The organism is Chelatococcus sp. CO-6 (assembly GCF_001271345.1).
Classification (GTDB): Bacteria; Pseudomonadota; Alphaproteobacteria; order Rhizobiales; family Beijerinckiaceae; genus Chelatococcus_A; species Chelatococcus_A caeni.
This window is the reverse complement of sequence record NZ_CP012398.1, coordinates 1,238,040-1,253,639: the sequence shown is the minus strand read 5'-3', so window position 1 is coordinate 1,253,639 and position 15,600 is coordinate 1,238,040. Positions and strand designations below refer to the sequence as shown.

Here is a 15,600-nt window from a genome sequence, read left to right as displayed (position 1 = left end):
TCCTGACATCCAGAATGGTTCGAATGGAACCGTGACGGAGTGGGCCCCGGCGGGTCCGCTCTTTTTCGTTCTGGACGTCGGCATCATTTGCTGCGCCCCCCTTCCGGGGCGGCGCCATCGGCTGGAGGACGCCGCATCATGGAGCTCGACGAGGTCCGCATCATCGAGGAGACGGGCGTCGCCGCGCGCGTCGCCGCGATCGTGGCGCCCGTGCTCGGGGACCTCGGCTATCGGCTCGTGCGCGTCAAGGTGACGGGGCAGAACGGCTGCACCGTGCAGATCATGGCCGAGCGGCCGGACGGCACGATGACGGTGGACGACTGCGAGGCGGTGAGCCGCGGCGTCTCGCCGGTGCTCGACCTCGAGGATCCGATCGAGCGCGCCTATCACCTCGAGATCTCCTCGCCCGGCATCGACCGGCCGCTGGTGCGCGCCTCCGATTTCGAGCGCTGGAGCGGCCACGAGGCCAAGGTGGAAACGAGCCTGCCGGTCTCGGGCCGCAAGCGTTTTCGTGGTATCCTTCTCGGGTTGGCCGACGGCGGCGTCAGGCTGCAGCGCAGCGACGCAAAGCCGGACGAGGAGCCCGAGGTGACGCTCGCCCTCGCCGATATCGCCGAGGCGCGGCTCGTCCTCACAGACGCCCTGATCACCGAGGCGCTGCGTCGCGGCAAGGCTGCCCAGACGGGCGACGATGCCGGCGAGGACGCGGGCGACGGCACCGGGGACGCAACCCACTAGCCGCGGCGGGGCCGCGGCAGCGCATTTCATCCTGCCGGCCGGGCGGTATGCCGGGCGGCGGGGCATCAGGAGGAGGAGTGACGGACATGGCCGTCAGCGCCAACAGGCTCGAGCTTTTGCAGATCGCGGATGCGGTTGCCCGCGAAAAGGTGATCGATCGCACCATCGTGCTCGCGGCGATGGAGGATGCGATCGCCAAGGCGGCGCGCTCGCGCTACGGGGCCGAGACGGACATCCATGCCGAGATCAACCCGCGCACGGGTGAGCTCAGGCTGGCGCGCCACCTCCAGGTGGTCGAGGACGTCGAGGACATGGCGACGCAGATCAGCCTCGACGATGCCCGCCGCCACAACCCGGCCGCCCAGGTCGGCGACGTGATCGCCGACACGCTGCCGCCCTTCGACTTCGGCCGCATCGCCGCCCAGTCGGCCAAGCAGGTCATCGTGCAGAAGGTGCGCGAGGCCGAGCGCGACCGGCAGTACGACGAATACAAGGACCGCATCGGCGAGATCGTCAACGGCACCGTCAAGCGCGCCGAATACGGCAACGTCATCGTCGACCTCGGCCGGGGCGAGGCCATCGTGCGCCGTGACGAGCTGATCCCGCGCGAGACCTTCCGCCCCGGCGATCGCATCCGCGCCTATCTCTACGACGTGCGCCGCGAGACGCGCGGGCCGCAGATCTTCCTGTCGCGCACGCATCCGCAGTTCATGGCGAAGCTCTTCGCCCAGGAGGTGCCGGAGATCTACGACGGCATCGTCGAGGTCCGGGCCGTGGCCCGCGATCCGGGCTCGCGCGCCAAGATCGCGGTCATCTCGCGCGACAGCTCCATCGATCCCGTCGGCGCCTGCGTCGGCATGCGCGGCTCGCGCGTGCAGGCCGTGGTGCAGGAGCTGCAGGGCGAGAAGATCGACATCATCCCCTGGTCGCAGGATGCGGCGACGTTCATCGTCAACGCGCTGCAGCCGGCCGAGGTGGTGAAGGTGGTGCTCGACGAGGATTCCGAGCGCATCGAGGTGGTGGTGCCGGACGAGCAGCTGTCGCTCGCCATCGGCCGCCGCGGCCAGAACGTGCGCCTCGCCTCCCAGCTCACCGGCTGGGACATCGACATCCTCACCGAGGCCGAGGAGTCGGAGCGCCGCCAGAAGGAATTCATCGAGCGCACCAAGCTCTTCATGGAGGCGCTCGACGTCGACGAGGTCGTCGGCCAGCTGCTCGCCTCGGAAGGCTTCAGCTCGGTCGAGGAGATCGCCTATGTCGATCTGCCGGAGCTCTCGACCATCGAGGGCTTCGACGAGGAGACGGCGCAGGAGATCCAGACCCGGGCCGAGGAATATCTCGCCAAGCTCGAGGCCGAGCTCGACGCTCGGCGCCAGGAACTCGGCGTCGCGGACGAGCTGCGCGAGATCGACGGCGTGACGACGGCGATGCTGGTCACCTTCGGCGAGAACGACATCAAGTCGATCGAGGATCTCGCCGGCTGCGCCACGGACGAGCTCGCCGGCTGGACCGAGCGCAACGGCCCGGAGACCACACGCCACAAGGGCATCCTCGATGCCTTCGAGGTCTCGCGCCAGCAGGCCGAGGACATGATCATGGCCGCGCGCGTCAAGGCGGGCTGGATCGAGCCGCCGGCCGAGGAAGAGGCCGAGGCCGAAGGGGACGGTGCGCCGGTGGAGGAGCAGGAAGGCTAAAGGCCGGGCATCCTGCGGTGCCGGCGGGACTGCCCGCCGGCCGCTTGAGGAGTTGGACGTGCCGCGCAGCAGGGACGAGGGGCCGCATCGGCGCTGCATCGTGACGCGCGCCGAGCGCGACCCGGACGAGATGATCCGCTTCGTCGCGGCGCCGGACGGCACGATCGTGCCCGATTTGCGCCGTAAACTGCCCGGGCGTGGCGTTTGGGTCGGCGCCAGTCGCGCGCTGGTCGACGAGGCGGTTCGCCGCAAGGCTTTCGCCCGGGGCCTGAAGGCGCAGGTGACGGTGCCCCAGACGCTGGCGGGCGACGTGGAGGGGCTCCTGCAGCGCGATGGCGTGCAGGCGCTCGCCCTGGCCAACAAGGCGGGCCTCGTGGTCACCGGCTTCGGCAAGGTGGAGGAGGCCGCAGCCGCCGGACGCGTCAAGGCCATCATCCATGCCGCGGAGGCGGCGGCCGATGGGCGGCGCAAGATCGCGCAGGCGCTTTTCCGGGGGCTCGGTGAGCGCGCCGCAGAGGTCGACGTGGTCGAAGTTTTTGCTGGCCACGATTTGGATTTGGCATTGGGGCGCTCTCATGTGATACATGCTGCCCTGATTGCCGGGCCGGGCAGCGAGGGATTTCTTGCGCGGTGGCGCCGGCTGGCGCGCTACCGCAATGGAGAAGGCGGCACGCCGCCCGGGGAGGAAGCCCCGGGCGCGCCGCGCGAACGAGATTTGGACAAACACGAAGGCGCAGGATTCGAGCCGAATGAGTGACACGAAAAACCCGACCGACAAGACGCTGAGCGTGACGCCGTCGAAGACGCTCACGCTGAAGCGCCCCGTCGAACAGGGCGTGGTGCGCCAGAGCTTTTCCCACGGCCGCTCGAAGGCGGTTGTGGTCGAGAAGGTGAAGCGTCGCGTTATCGGGCCCGGTGGTGAAGGCAAGGACCAGCCGGCTCCGGCTCAGCCGCAGGCAGCGCCCGCCGCGCCGGCGCCGCGCCCGGCCCAGCCGCAGGGCGGCCGGCCGGCGCAGGGCCGTGGTCCCGGGGGGCAGCGTCCGTCCGGCGTGGTGCTGCGTTCGCTCACCGACGACGAGCGCGATGCGCGCCTGCAGGCCCTGCAGGACGCCAAGCGCCGCGACGTCGAGGATCGCCAGCGCGCCGAGGAAGAGGCGCGTCGCCGTGCCGAGCGCGAGGAGCAAGAGCGCCGCGAGCGCGAGGCTGCCGAAGCGCGCAAGCGCGAGGAGGAGGAGCGCCGCCGCGTCGACGACGAGCGCAAGCGCAAGGCCGAGGACGAGGCGCGCCGTCGCCTGGGGACGGAGGAGCGCCCCGCCGCCGAGGCACCGCGCGCCGCTGCCGCGGCCCCGCGCGGCGAGATGCGCCCGGCGACGCAGGCCGAGGCGCCGCGCCGCCCTGCCGGCGCGCCCGCCGGCCGCGCCGCCGAGGACGACAGCGAGAGCCGCGCCCCGCGTCGGGTGCCCGGGGCCGCGCCCCGCCCGGCGCCCGCGCCGGCTCCCAAGCCGAGCCGCGCCGGTGGCGAGGAGCGCCGCCGCGGCCGCCTGACCGTGACCGCGGCCCTGACGGGCGACGAGGAGCGCACCCATTCGGCCGCCGCCTTCCGCCGTCGCCTGCAGCGCATGAAGGGCCACGGCCACAACGAGCCGAAGGAAAAGATCAGCCGCGAGGTGGTCATTCCCGAGACGATCACCATCCAGGAACTCGCCAACCGCATGTCGGAACGTGGCGTCGACGTCATCCGCCTGCTGATGAAGCAGGGCCAGATGCTGAAGATCACGGACGTGATCGACGCCGACAGCGCGCAGCTCATCGCCGAGGAGATGGGCCATACGGTCAAGCGCGTCTCCGAGGCGGACGTCGAGGAGGGCCTGTTCGACGAGCCGGACGCGGAAGGCACGCTCCTGCCGCGCCCGCCGGTCGTCACCATCATGGGCCACGTCGACCATGGCAAGACGTCGCTGCTCGACGCCATCCGCCACGCCAACGTGGTGGCGGGCGAGGCCGGCGGCATCACCCAGCACATCGGCGCCTATCAGGTGACCTCGCCGCTCGGCGGCAAGATCACCTTCATCGACACCCCCGGCCACGCGGCCTTCACCGCCATGCGCGCCCGCGGCGCCAAGGTGACGGACATCGTCGTGCTCGTGGTCGCGGCCGATGACGGCGTCATGCCGCAGACGATCGAGGCCATCAACCACGCGAAGGCGGCCGGCGTGCCGCTGATCGTGGCGATCAACAAGATCGACAAGCCCGACGCCAATCCCCAGCGCGTGCGCACGGAGCTGCTCCAGCACGAGGTGGTGGTGGAATCGATGGGCGGCGAGACGCTCGAGTTCGAGGTGTCGGCCAAGGCCGGCACCAATCTCGACAAGCTGCTCGAGGGCCTGCAGCTGCAGGCCGAAATCCTCGATCTCAAGGCCAACCCCGAACGCGCCGCCGAAGGCACGGTCATCGAGGCCAAGCTCGACCGCGGCCGCGGTCCTGTTGCCACCGTGCTCGTGCAGCGCGGTACGCTCAAGGTCGGTGACATCGTCGTCGCCGGCGCCGAGTGGGGCAAGGTGCGCGCGCTCGTCGCCGACAACGGCGAGCAGCTCAGGGAAGCCGGCCCCTCGATGCCGGCCGAGGTGCTCGGCTTCAACGGCACGCCCGAGGCCGGCGACCGCGTGGCGGTGGTCGAATCCGAGGCCCGTGCCCGCGAGATCACCGGCTACCGCGAGCGCCTGAAGCGCGATCGCCTTGCGGCGCGCGGCGCAAGCCAGGCCCGCTCGCTCGCCGACATGATGCGCGACCTCAAGGAAGGCGCCGGCCGCAAGGAGTTCCCGCTCGTCGTCAAGGGCGACGTGCAGGGCTCGATTGAGGCCATCGTCGGCGCGCTCGAGAAGATCGGCAACGACGAGGTGCAGGCGCGCGTCATCCATGCGGGCGTCGGCGGCATCACCGAGAGCGACGTGACGCTGGCGGAAGCCTCCGGCGCGGCCGTCATCGGCTTCAACGTGCGTGCGCACAAGGAGGCTCGCGAAGCCTCCGATCGCCTCGGCATCGAGATCCGCTACTACAACATCATCTACGACCTCGTGGATGACGTGAAGCAGGCGATGTCGGGCATGCTGGCGCCGACGCTGCGCGAGCACATGCTGGGCAACGCGCAGATCCTCGAGATCTTCAACATCACGAAGGTCGGCAAGATCGCGGGCTGCCGCGTCACCGACGGCGTCGTGCAGCGTGGGGCCAACGTGCGCCTCATCCGCGACAACGTCGTCATCCACGAAGGCAAGCTCAGCCAGCTCAAGCGCTTCAAGGACGACGCCAAGGAGGTCCTCGCCGGCCAGGAATGCGGCATGGCCTTCGAGAGCTACCAGGACATGCGCGCCGGCGACGTCATCGAGTGCTATCGCGTCGAGGAAATCAAGCGCAGCCTCTGAGGGCGGCGTAGAAGGCAGGTCCGCCTGGCAGGCCTCGTGGCTCGCCGGGCGCTGCCGGCGCGTGGACCGCGGCCCGTCCTTCCGGCCGCGGGGCGGGCGTCTCGTGGCAACCGGCCGCAAGGCTGCAGGACCCGGTCCGATCCCGGGGAGAAGACATGGCTAAATCACGTTTCGACACGGGCGCGGGCCCGTCCCAGCGGCAATTGCGCGTCGGCGAGGCGGTGCGCCACGCGATCGCCGAGATCCTCGCGCGCGGCGAGGTGATGGACGAGGTGCTCGCCTCGCACGTCATCACCGTGCCCGAGGTGCGCATGAGCCCGGACCTCAAGCTGGCGACGGTCTTCGTCATGCCGCTCGGCGGCCAGGACACGAAGCCGGTGCTCGCCGCGCTCGAGCGCAACCGCCGCTTCCTGCGCGGCGAGCTGGCGCGCCGCATCAACCTCAAGTTCGCACCCGACGTGCGCTTTCGTCTCGACGAGAGCTTCGACGAGGCGCGGCGGATCGACACGCTCCTGCAGAGCGACAAGGTCCGCAGGGACATTGTGCGCCCCGAGGGGGCAGACGACAGCGACGACGAAGCCTGACGGGCATGGATCACCTCTCGATGAGCCAGGACAAGGAACAGCAGGGCGACGGCGTCGCGCCGGGCAGCGGGGAAGCCGGCTTTCAGCCGCGCGAGGGCCAGCGGGGACCGCGGCCGCCGCGGCCCAAGAAGCGCGACGTGCACGGATGGGTGGTGCTCGACAAGCCCGTCGGCATGACCTCGACCCACGCCGTCGCCATCATCAAGCGCATCTTCAACGCCAAGAAGGCCGGCCATGCCGGCACGCTCGATCCGCTCGCCTCGGGGCTGCTGCCGGTGGCGCTGGGCGAGGCGACGAAGACCGTGCCTTTCGTCATGGACGGGCGCAAGGCCTATGCCTTCACCGTCAGCTGGGGTACCGAGACCGATACCGACGACGCCGAGGGCGCGGTGGTCGCGACGAGCGAGGGCCGGCCCGACCGCGCCGCCATCGAGGCGCTGCTGCCGCGCTTCACGGGCACCGTCATGCAGGTGCCGCCGCGCTTCTCGGCCATCAAGATCGACGGCGAGCGCGCCTATGACCTTGCCCGCGACGGCGAGGTGGTGGAGCTGCAGGCCAGGCCGGTGCAGATCGACCGCCTGAGCCTCGTCGCGCACGACGGCCAGTCGAGCGTCTTTGCCGCCGAATGCGGCAAGGGCACCTATGTCAGGGCCATCGCCCGCGACCTCGGACGGGCGCTCGGCTGCCTCGGCCATGTCGCGACGCTGCGGCGCACGCGTGTCGGCCCATTCGAGGAGGCCGACGGCATCTCCATCGACGCGCTGCGCGAGCTCGAGGGGCTCGACGAAGCGGCACGGGCGGAGAAGGGCCTGAGGCCCGTGGCGGTCGGCCTCGCCACCCTGCCGCAGGTCTCGGTGACGCGTTCGGACGCCGGCCGGCTGGCGCGCGGCCAGTCCGTGCTGCTGCGCGGGCGCGACGCGCCGCTCGGCGAGGGCTGCGTCGCCGTCTTCGCCCATGGCGCGCTCATCGCGCTGGGGGATCTGGAGCACGGGGAGCTGCATCCGCGGCGCATCTTCAACCTGCCGCAGGCGCGCTGACGGCCGCTCTGGCCTTGGCGCGCCAATGGGTATATAGAGACCGCTTCGCGTGGGGCATGTCCCCGCGCGCAGCATGCCGATGCGACCGCGCTGGACGACATCCCGGCCCGGCCGGCGGCAAACCGCCTCCCGCAAGAGCGGCGGCGGCATCGATGACATCAAGCGAAAGGAAGAACCGATGTCGATCACGGCCGAGCGCAAGCAGGCGCTCCTCAAGGACTATGCCCGCGAGGCGAACGATACGGGCTCCCCGGAAGTGCAGGTTGCGATCCTCACGGAGCGCATCGTCAACCTGACGGAGCATTTCAAGGTCCACGCCAAGGACAACCACTCCCGGCGCGGCCTTCTCAAGCTCGTGTCGCAGCGTCGTTCGCTGCTCGACTACCTGAAGAAGAAGGATGAGGGCCGCTACCGCACCCTCATCGAGCGTCTCGGCCTTCGCCGCTGAGGTTTCTGCCCGGAGCGTCCGCGCTCCGGGCATTTTGCCAGGTGCCGCGTCACGCGATGCGGCCGAAGATTGGTGCGGCGCCCCCGGGGCGCGGCACCTTCAGCCGGACGGGCCGTTGCATGTCGATGCACCCCTCCGGCTCTGCGTCAGGCCCTTCCATGGGGAGGGGCCGCGAACCGGCCAGGCTGACGACCATGGCAGGATCGCCAGACGCTTCCCGCCGTTCGCGCCCCTCGGGGCCGGCGGGGCGGGCAGCCTCTCGCCGTCTTGCTCATGGCGTCGACCACATGGCCCGACCATGAGAGAAAAGACATGTTCGATATCCAACGCGTGGAACTGGACTGGGCCGGCAAGCAGCTGACCCTCGAGACCGGCCGCGTCGCTCGCCAGGCCGACGGCGCCGTGCTCGCGACCTATGGCGAGACCACCGTGCTCGCCACCGTGGTGGCGGCGAAGGAGCCGAAGCCCGGCATCGACTTCATGCCGCTGACCGTCAACTACCAGGAGAAGGCCTATGCCGCGGGCCGCATCCCGGGCGGCTACTTCAAGCGCGAGGGCCGGCCGAGCGAGCGCGAGACGCTGATCTCGCGCCTCATCGACCGCCCGATCCGTCCGCTCTTCGTCGACGGCTGGCGCTGCGACACCCAGGTCATCATCACGGTGCTGAGCCATGACCTCGAGAACGATCCCGACATCGTCTCGATGGTGGCGGCCTCGGCGGCGCTGACCCTGTCGGGCGTGCCCTTCATGGGCCCCGTGGGCGCGGCGCGCGTCGCCTATGTCGGCGGCGAGTACAAGGTCAACCCGACCTCCGCCGAGATGGAAGGCTCCGACCTCGACCTCGTCGTCGCCGGCACGGCGGACGCGGTGCTGATGGTGGAATCGGAAGCCAAGGAGCTGCCGGAAGACGTGATGCTGGGCGCCGTGATGCACGGCCATGCGCATTTCCAGCCGGTGATCGACGCCATCATCCGTCTCGCGGAGAAGGCGGCGAAGGAGCCGCGCAACCTCGAGGCGGCCGACGTCTCGGAGGTCGAGAAGGCCATCCTCGAGATCGCCGAGGCGGACCTGCGCGCCGCCTACCAGATCGTCGAGAAGCAGGGCCGCTACGCCGCGGTGGACGCCGCCAAGGCCAAGGTGATGGCCGCGCTCTGCCCCGAGGAGGGCGAGGCCCGGTTCGAGGTCGAGAAGGTCAAGGCCGTCTTCAAGGAAGTCCAGGCCAAGATCGTGCGCTGGAACATCCTCGACACCGGCACGCGCATCGACGGGCGCGACGTGAAGACCGTGCGTCGCATCGTTGCGGAAGCGGGCTTCCTGCCGCGCGCCCACGGTTCGGCGCTCTTCACCCGCGGCGAGACGCAGGCCCTCGTGGTCGCGACGCTCGGCACGGGCGATGACGAGCAGTTCATCGACTCGCTGGAAGGCACCTACAAGGAGACCTTCCTGCTGCACTACAACTTCCCGCCCTATTCGGTGGGCGAGACGGGCCGCATGGGTTCGCCCGGGCGCCGCGAGATCGGCCACGGCAAGCTCGCCTGGCGCGCCCTCCACCCGATGCTGCCGCCGCATCACGAGTTCCCCTACACGATCCGCGTGGTCTCCGAGATCACCGAATCGAACGGCTCCTCGTCGATGGCGACGGTGTGCGGCGCCTCGCTGTCGCTGATGGACGCGGGCGTGCCGCTGCGCCGTCCGGTGGCCGGCATTGCCATGGGCCTCATCCTCGAGGGTGAGCGCTACGCGGTGCTGTCCGACATCCTCGGCGACGAGGATCACCTCGGCGACATGGACTTCAAGGTGGCCGGCACCGACCAGGGCGTGACCGCGCTGCAGATGGACATCAAGATCGCCGGCATCACCGAGGAGATCATGCGCGTCGCCCTCGACCAGGCGAAGGCCGGGCGCATGCACATCCTCGGCGAGATGGGCAAGGCGCTCTCGGGCGCCCGCGCCGAGCTCGGCCAGTACGCCCCGCGCATCGAGACCATCAAGATCCCGCAGGACAAGATCCGCGAGGTCATCGGCTCGGGCGGCAAGGTCATCCGCGAGATCGTGGAGAAGACCGGCGCCAAGGTCGACATCTCCGACGACGGCACCGTCAAGGTGGCCTCGTCCGACCTCAAGTCGATCACCGCGGCGATCAACTGGATCAAGGGCATCGCGGCCGAGCCGGAAGTGGGCGTCATCTACGAGGGCACGGTGGTGAAGACCACGGACTTCGGCGCCTTCGTCAATTTCTTCGGCTCGCGCGACGGCCTCGTCCACATCTCGCAGCTCGCGGCGCAGCGCGTGCAGAAGGTGACGGATGTCGTCAAGGAAGGCCAGAAGGTCAAGGTCAAGCTGCTCGGCTTCGACGAACGCGGCAAGGTGCGCCTGTCGATGAAGGTCGTCGACCAGGAGACGGGCGAGGACCTCGAGGCCAAGGGCAAGTCCGACGCCGAGACGGCCGCCGAGTAACGATGGGCCGATCCCTGGGAGGCCGGGCGGACCTGTGCTGTCCGGCTTTGCGGGGAACCGCGCCTCTTGTCCTGGCCGCGCTCGTCGCGGCCAAGCACGCTTTTTCCGTTGCTCAAGGTTGCAAGGTGTGGATGCCTGCGACAAGCGCGGGCATGACGGTGGGGTAGCGTTCAGTCGACAGAAAGCCGCCGGAGCGATCCGGCGGCTTTTCCTTTTCAGGGGGGCCTTCGGCTACTGGCTCGACCAGATGATGCGGGCCATCCAGGCGATGTCGCCGACCGCCACGGCGCGGTCCTCGTGCTCGGGGTTGAGCGAGCGCAGCTCCACCGTGCGGGCGGTGCGGCGCTTCAGCTCCTTGGCCATGAACTCGCCATCGGCCGTCTTGACGACGACGCGGTCGCCGCGCCTGACGCTCGATGTCGGCGAGACGATGATGACGTCGCCGTCGCGGTAGAGCGGCAGCATCGAATCACCCGAGACTTCGAGCGCATAAACCTTCTCGTCGATGCCGTCGGGGAAGGACACCTCGTCCCAGCCGGAGCCGACGGGAAAGCCGCCGTCGTCGAAGAAGCCGCCGCGCCCGGCTTGCGCGAAGCCGATGAGCGGGATGGTCCGGTGAGGCACCTGTTCCTGATGACGGACGACCGACAGGAAGTCGTCGATCGTCGCGCCGGTCGCATCAAGCACCTTGGCGATCGATTCCGTCGAGGGCCAGCGCGGGCGCCCGTCCGCACCGGTGCGCTTGGAGCGGTTGAACGCCGTCGGGTCGAGGCCGGCCTTGCGCGCAAGGCCCGAGGCACTGAGGCCGTGACGGGACGCCAGGGCGTCGATCGCGTTCCAGATCGATTCGTGCGACAGCATGCCCACCTCCCGCTCATCGGAAATGGCGCATCGCGCAGCGGGGGGCGCCGCCGCGTTAGGATGACAATCTAACTATAGGACTTATTGCCCCGTTTGTCTCGTGCGAAATCTTGCCGCAACAGCCCCTGAATGGGGTGTCCCGCGCATTGATCTTCGCAGCGCGAGCCCCTACAGCGGGAGGGCACTCGCGGGAGTATGGCGGTGGCGTTGGTATACAAGATCTGTCCGCGGCAGATGTGGGCCGAAGCGGAGGCTGCCGGTGTGTTTTCCGGTGCTCCCGTCGATGTCGCGGACGGCTTCATTCACTTCTCGACGGCCGCGCAGATGCGCGAGACGGCGGCGAAGCACTTCGCCGGCCAGCAGGATCTCGTGCTCGTGGCCATCGAGGCCGCAGCCCTCGGCGAAGCGCTCCGCTGGGAGCCATCGCGCGGCGGCGACCTCTTTCCGCATCTCTACGGGCCGCTCGCCCTTTCGGCGGTCCGCTGGGTCAGGCCGCTGCCGCTCGGCGCGGATGGGCGCCATCAGTTTCCGGACGACCTGTAAATGTTCTCGCTCCTCGCATCCTTCGCGCGGCCGGCGCTGCTCGCCCTCGATCCGGAACTCGGCCATCGCCTGGCCATTCGGGCGCTCTCGATGGTTTCCGCCGCGACGCCGGAGCCCGATGCGCCGGCGCTCGGCGTCAAGGCCTTCGGGCTCGACTTTCCCAATCCCGTCGGGCTTGCGGCGGGGTTCGACAAGAACGCCGAGGCGGTCGAGGGGGCACTCGGCCTCGGCTTCGGCTTCGTCGAGGTGGGCACGATGACGCCGCGCCCGCAGCCGGGCAACAGCCGGCCGCGGCTGTTCCGCCTGGTGCGCGACGAGGCGGTCATCAATCGGCTCGGCTTCAACAACGAGGGCCACGCGGCCGGGGTCGCGCGGCTTCGCCGCCGTGGCGGGCGGCCCGGCGTCGTCGGCGTCAACATCGGCGCGAACAAGGATACCGAGGACCGGATCAGCGACTATGTCGCCGGCATTCGCGCCTTCGCGCCGCATGCCGCCTATTTCACCGTCAACATCTCCTCGCCGAACACGCCCGGCCTGCGCGACCTGCAGCATGCCGCGGCCCTCGACGAACTCATCGCCCGCGTGCTCGACATGCGCGACGCCGTGGCTGAAGAGAACGGGCGCCGGCCCGTGCTCATCAAGATCGCCCCGGACCTGACGCTGCCGGAGCTCGATGCCGTCGTCTCGGTGGCGCGCCGCCGCAGCATCGACGGGCTGATCGTGTCGAACACCACGGTGACGCGCCCGCCCGGCCTCGTGGAAACGATGGTCGGCCAGGAGGCCGGCGGCCTGTCCGGCAAGCCGCTCTTTCCGCTTGCCACGGCGATGCTCGCGGCCACCTACCAGCGCGTGGAAGGAGCCTTCCCGCTCATCGGCGTCGGCGGCATCGATTCGGCGGAGACGGCCTGGACCAAGATCACCGCCGGCGCCACGCTGCTGCAGCTCTATACGGCCCTCGTCTACAAGGGGCCCGGCCTCGTGCGCGACATCAAGGAGGGCCTGCGCGCCCGCCTTGCGCGCGAGAGGCTCGGCAACCTGTCGTCCGTCGTCGGCCGCAACGCGGCCGACCTCGCCCTCAAGGCCTGAACGGCTCAGCCCGCCGCCGGCGGGAAGGACGCGCGGGCAAGGCGCGGGAAGAGGAGCCCCTGGCCGATGCCGCGCACGGCGAGGAAGACGAGGAGCGCCGTCCACAGGCCGGCATTGCCGAGCGGCAGCAGGACGAGGAAGGTGGCGAGGAAGATCGCGAACGCGATGAGCATCAGGTTGCGCATCGCCCGGCCCCAGGTCGCCCCGATATAGACGCCGTCGAAGGTGAAGGCTGCCGCCCCGACGACCGGCGTGAGGGCGGCGAAGACGAGGAAGTCGCGGGCCGCGGCCCGGACCTCGGCATTCGTCGAGATGAAATCGATGAAGCTGTTGCCGAAGGCGAGGAAGAGGAGCGAGCTGCCCGCGCCGAAGAGGAGGCACCAGAACAGCGCGAGCCCCGTCGCCCGGCGGAAGCCGCGCGCGTCCCGGCTGCCGAGCGCCTGGCCGCACAGCTGCTCGGTCGCCGTGGCGAAGCCGTCGAGGAAATAGCCGCCGATCAGGAACATGTTGTAGAGCACGGCGTTGGCCGCCAGCGTCACGTCGCCCTGGCGCGCGCCGTAGGCCGTGAAGACGCCGAAGGCGAGCAGCAGCGCGACGGTACGCACCACGATGTCGGCGTTGAGGCCGAGCATGGCGAGGAGCTTCTCCCGCTCGAGGAGATCCATCCGGGGCACGGCGAAGGGGCGCGAGCCGAGCCGCGCCAGCACGACGAGGCCGAGCCCCACCCCGGCGGCTTCCGCGAGGAGGGTGCCGAGCGCCGCGCCCCTGACGCCGAGGCCGAGCCCGGCGACCAGGACGAGCGTCAGGGCGATGTTGACGACGTTGATCGACACCTGCAGCACGAGGCCGAGGTCGGTGCGGCCGCGGCCGATGACGCTGCCGAGGATGGCATAATTGGCGAAGGCGAAGGGCGCGGACCAGATGCGCAGGTCGTAATAGGCCCAGGCCGCATCGGTCACGGCGCTGCTGGCGCCGACGAGCGCGAAGATGGCGAGGCCGACGGGCCATTGCAGGAGGACGAGGGCGGCGCCCGCCAGGGCCGCGATGGCGAGGGCACGGGCGAGCACGCGGTCGATCTCCCGATCGTCGCCGCGCCCGTAGGCCTGGGCGGTGAGGCCGGCCGTGCCCATGCGCAGGGCGGCGAAGCTCCAGAACAGGAAATCGAAGATGACGCCGCCGATGGCGACGGCGCCGAGCAGATGCGCCTCGCCGAGGCGGCCGATCACCGTCGCGTCGACGAGGCCGAGCAGCGGCGTCGTCACGTGCGACAGCATCATCGGCAGCGCCAGCAGCACGATGCGCCGATGGGTCGTTTCGATCCGGCGCGGGGCGATGGCGGGGTCGGCGCAGGCGCCGCTCACGGCCGGCTCACCTCTAGCGGCGGCCGAACAGGCGCACGATCAGCCAGACTGGCACGACGATGATGGCGCCGTACAGCAGCCATTGGCCAACCTCATGGAGAGCGGCGAAGCCGCGGCCGACGACGCGGCGGATGAAGTCGACGATGCCGTCGATGAGGCCGAGCGGCGTGATGCCGAGGAAGGCCATGATGGCGCCGACGAGAACCGACAGGAAAATGAGCTTGATCAGGACCGACAGGGGCGAGCCGCCGAGAAAGCGCTGAAGCGAGCCGTTCGCCATCGTCCGATCCCTTCTGTCCCTCGGCCGGCCCTTCGCTCTGGACCAGAGCTGGCCTCGCATGGTTTCCTCGCATCGGCGCCTGCCGGCCGCCGCGCATGTCGCATGCAACGTGACATGGACGATCCCTTCCTCGCGCGCAAGGTCCCGATGCTCGATCCCCGCCTCTTCCATCCCGACGCCGTCGATGCCGAAACCGCCGCCCTCAACGCGGACATCCTCGCCCGGCTCACCGGCGCGCCCGACCAGTGGAGCGCGCCCGCGGCCGTGGTGCGCGAGAACCGCGCCAAGGGGCTCGGGCCCTTCCCGCCACTGCCGAAGAGCCCGCGGGCGAAGGTCGTCACCATCGACGGGCCGAGCGGGCCGCTTCACCTGCGCGTCATCGCGCCCGAGACGCCGCGGGGCGTCTTCCTCCACATCCACGGCGGCGGCTGGATGCTGGGCGCTGCCGACGAGCAGGATCCCTTCCTCGAGTTCTTTGCCGAGCGGCTCGGCTTCGCCGCCGTGTCCGTCGACTATCGCCTCGCGCCCGAGCATCCCTACCCGGCGGGGCCGGACGATTGCGAGGCGGCGGCGCTGTGGCTGGTGCGCGAGGGGCGCGAGCGCTTCGGCACCGAGCGCTTCATCATCGGCGGCGATTCCGCCGGGGCGCACCTGTCGGTGGTGACGATGCTGCGCCTGAGGGAGCGGCACGGCCTCACGCCCTTTGCCGGCGCCAATCTCATCGCGGGCGTCTACGACCTTGCGCTGACGCCGAGCGTGCGGCGCTGGGGGGAGGAGAAGCTCATCCTCAACACGCGCGACATCTTCCTCTTCGTGCAAGGCTTCCTGCGCCGGGAGGGGGATATGCGCGCTCCCGACGTCTCGCCGATCCATGCCGATCTTTCCGGCCTGCCGCCGGCGCTCTTCACCATCGGCACGCGCGATCCGCTCATCGACGATTCGCTCTTCATGGCAGGGCGCTGGGCGGCGGCCGGCAACCGCAGCGAACTCGCCGTCTGGCCGGGCGGCTGCCATGTCTTCACGCGCTTCGACATCGGCCTGACGCGCGAGGCGCTGGCGCGGATGGAAGGTTTTGTGGCGTCGCTCTAG

The 15,600-nt window shown here is 70.1% G+C and carries 14 protein-coding genes; 11 read left to right on the top strand and 3 right to left on the bottom strand.

Annotated features, from left to right (window positions below):
* The first annotated feature begins 138 nt into the window (after positions 1-138).
* From rimP to pnp, 8 genes are all read left to right on the top strand, one after another.
* On the top strand, positions 139-738 hold the full coding sequence (gene rimP / locus AL346_RS05880; protein ID WP_019400515.1) for a ribosome maturation factor RimP: 600 nt from the start codon (positions 139-141) through the stop codon (positions 736-738).
* A gap of 86 nt (positions 739-824) precedes the next feature.
* The gene (gene nusA / locus AL346_RS05875; protein ID WP_019400514.1) at positions 825-2,432 is read left to right on the top strand and encodes a transcription termination factor NusA; all 1,608 of its coding nucleotides are present in this window, start codon (positions 825-827) and stop codon (positions 2,430-2,432) included.
* A 58-nt stretch (positions 2,433-2,490) separates the two neighbouring features.
* On the top strand, positions 2,491-3,189 hold the full coding sequence (locus tag AL346_RS05870; RefSeq protein WP_157672206.1) for an RNA-binding protein: 699 nt from the start codon (positions 2,491-2,493) through the stop codon (positions 3,187-3,189).
* Positions 3,182-5,854 (top strand): translation initiation factor IF-2, encoded by a 2,673-nt coding sequence (infB, locus tag AL346_RS05865; protein ID WP_053193398.1) that lies wholly within the window; start codon positions 3,182-3,184, stop codon positions 5,852-5,854. Before AL346_RS05870 ends, infB begins: the two co-directional genes overlap by 8 nt.
* A 155-nt stretch (positions 5,855-6,009) precedes the next feature.
* Complete coding sequence (gene rbfA, locus AL346_RS05860) at positions 6,010-6,438, top strand: 30S ribosome-binding factor RbfA (RefSeq protein WP_026015206.1); 429 nt, start codon at positions 6,010-6,012, stop codon at positions 6,436-6,438.
* Positions 6,439-6,458: 20 nt separating this feature from the next.
* A complete protein-coding gene (gene truB, locus AL346_RS05855; protein WP_197286605.1) occupies positions 6,459-7,475 on the top strand; it encodes a tRNA pseudouridine(55) synthase TruB in 1,017 nt (338 codons plus the stop codon).
* Between the two features lie 178 nt (positions 7,476-7,653).
* A complete protein-coding gene (gene rpsO, locus AL346_RS05850; RefSeq protein ID WP_026015205.1) occupies positions 7,654-7,923 on the top strand; it encodes a 30S ribosomal protein S15 in 270 nt (89 codons plus the stop codon).
* Positions 7,924-8,235: 312 nt separating this feature from the next.
* Positions 8,236-10,380, top strand: coding sequence for a polyribonucleotide nucleotidyltransferase (gene pnp / locus AL346_RS05845; protein WP_019402569.1), 2,145 nt, complete (start codon positions 8,236-8,238; stop codon positions 10,378-10,380).
* A 231-nt stretch (positions 10,381-10,611) separates the two neighbouring features.
* Here the strand turns inward: pnp and AL346_RS05840 are convergent, their stop codons facing one another.
* A complete protein-coding gene (locus tag AL346_RS05840) occupies positions 10,612-11,241 on the bottom strand; it encodes a helix-turn-helix transcriptional regulator (RefSeq protein ID WP_026015204.1) in 630 nt (209 codons plus the stop codon).
* 195 nt (positions 11,242-11,436) lie between these two features.
* On the opposite strand from AL346_RS05840, the gene AL346_RS05835 reads away from it, so the two are divergent.
* Positions 11,437-11,784: a DUF952 domain-containing protein gene (locus AL346_RS05835; RefSeq protein WP_183316657.1), complete on the top strand. Its 348-nt coding sequence runs from the start codon at positions 11,437-11,439 to the stop codon at positions 11,782-11,784.
* On the top strand, positions 11,785-12,870 hold the full coding sequence (locus AL346_RS05830; protein ID WP_019402566.1) for a quinone-dependent dihydroorotate dehydrogenase: 1,086 nt from the start codon (positions 11,785-11,787) through the stop codon (positions 12,868-12,870).
* A gap of 5 nt (positions 12,871-12,875) precedes the next feature.
* On the opposite strand, the gene AL346_RS05825 is transcribed toward AL346_RS05830, so the two are convergent.
* Both AL346_RS05825 and AL346_RS05820 read right to left on the bottom strand, forming a co-directional pair.
* Positions 12,876-14,231 carry an MATE family efflux transporter gene (locus tag AL346_RS05825; RefSeq protein WP_019402565.1) on the bottom strand — a complete coding sequence of 452 codons (1,356 nt, stop codon included), beginning with the start codon at positions 14,229-14,231 and terminating at the stop codon, positions 12,876-12,878.
* A 13-nt stretch (positions 14,232-14,244) separates the two neighbouring features.
* The gene (locus tag AL346_RS05820; RefSeq protein WP_019402564.1) at positions 14,245-14,511 is read right to left on the bottom strand and encodes a DUF6460 domain-containing protein; all 267 of its coding nucleotides are present in this window, start codon (positions 14,509-14,511) and stop codon (positions 14,245-14,247) included.
* A 147-nt stretch (positions 14,512-14,658) separates the two neighbouring features.
* On the opposite strand from AL346_RS05820, the gene AL346_RS05815 reads away from it, so the two are divergent.
* Positions 14,659-15,600: an alpha/beta hydrolase gene (locus AL346_RS05815; RefSeq protein ID WP_026015200.1), complete on the top strand. Its 942-nt coding sequence runs from the start codon at positions 14,659-14,661 to the stop codon at positions 15,598-15,600.

What these genes read in the sequence shown, in the direction of transcription:
- rimP (WP_019400515.1), top strand. Translation starts at nt 139, where the DNA reads ATGGAGCTCGACGAGGTCCGCATCATCGAGGAGACGGGCGTCGCCGCG.
- nusA (WP_019400514.1), top strand. Translation starts at nt 825, where the DNA reads ATGGCCGTCAGCGCCAACAGGCTCGAGCTTTTGCAGATCGCGGATGCG.
- infB (WP_053193398.1), top strand. Translation starts at nt 3,182, where the DNA reads ATGAGTGACACGAAAAACCCGACCGACAAGACGCTGAGCGTGACGCCG.
- rbfA (WP_026015206.1), top strand. Translation starts at nt 6,010, where the DNA reads ATGGCTAAATCACGTTTCGACACGGGCGCGGGCCCGTCCCAGCGGCAA.
- truB (WP_197286605.1), top strand. Translation starts at nt 6,459, where the DNA reads ATGAGCCAGGACAAGGAACAGCAGGGCGACGGCGTCGCGCCGGGCAGC.
- rpsO (WP_026015205.1), top strand. Translation starts at nt 7,654, where the DNA reads ATGTCGATCACGGCCGAGCGCAAGCAGGCGCTCCTCAAGGACTATGCC.
- pnp (WP_019402569.1), top strand. Translation starts at nt 8,236, where the DNA reads ATGTTCGATATCCAACGCGTGGAACTGGACTGGGCCGGCAAGCAGCTG.
- AL346_RS05840 (WP_026015204.1), bottom strand. Translation starts at nt 11,241, where the DNA reads ATGCTGTCGCACGAATCGATCTGGAACGCGATCGACGCCCTGGCGTCC.
- AL346_RS05835 (WP_183316657.1), top strand. Translation starts at nt 11,437, where the DNA reads ATGGCGGTGGCGTTGGTATACAAGATCTGTCCGCGGCAGATGTGGGCC.
- AL346_RS05830 (WP_019402566.1), top strand. Translation starts at nt 11,785, where the DNA reads ATGTTCTCGCTCCTCGCATCCTTCGCGCGGCCGGCGCTGCTCGCCCTC.
- AL346_RS05820 (WP_019402564.1), bottom strand. Translation starts at nt 14,511, where the DNA reads ATGGCGAACGGCTCGCTTCAGCGCTTTCTCGGCGGCTCGCCCCTGTCG.
- AL346_RS05815 (WP_026015200.1), top strand. Translation starts at nt 14,659, where the DNA reads ATGCTCGATCCCCGCCTCTTCCATCCCGACGCCGTCGATGCCGAAACC.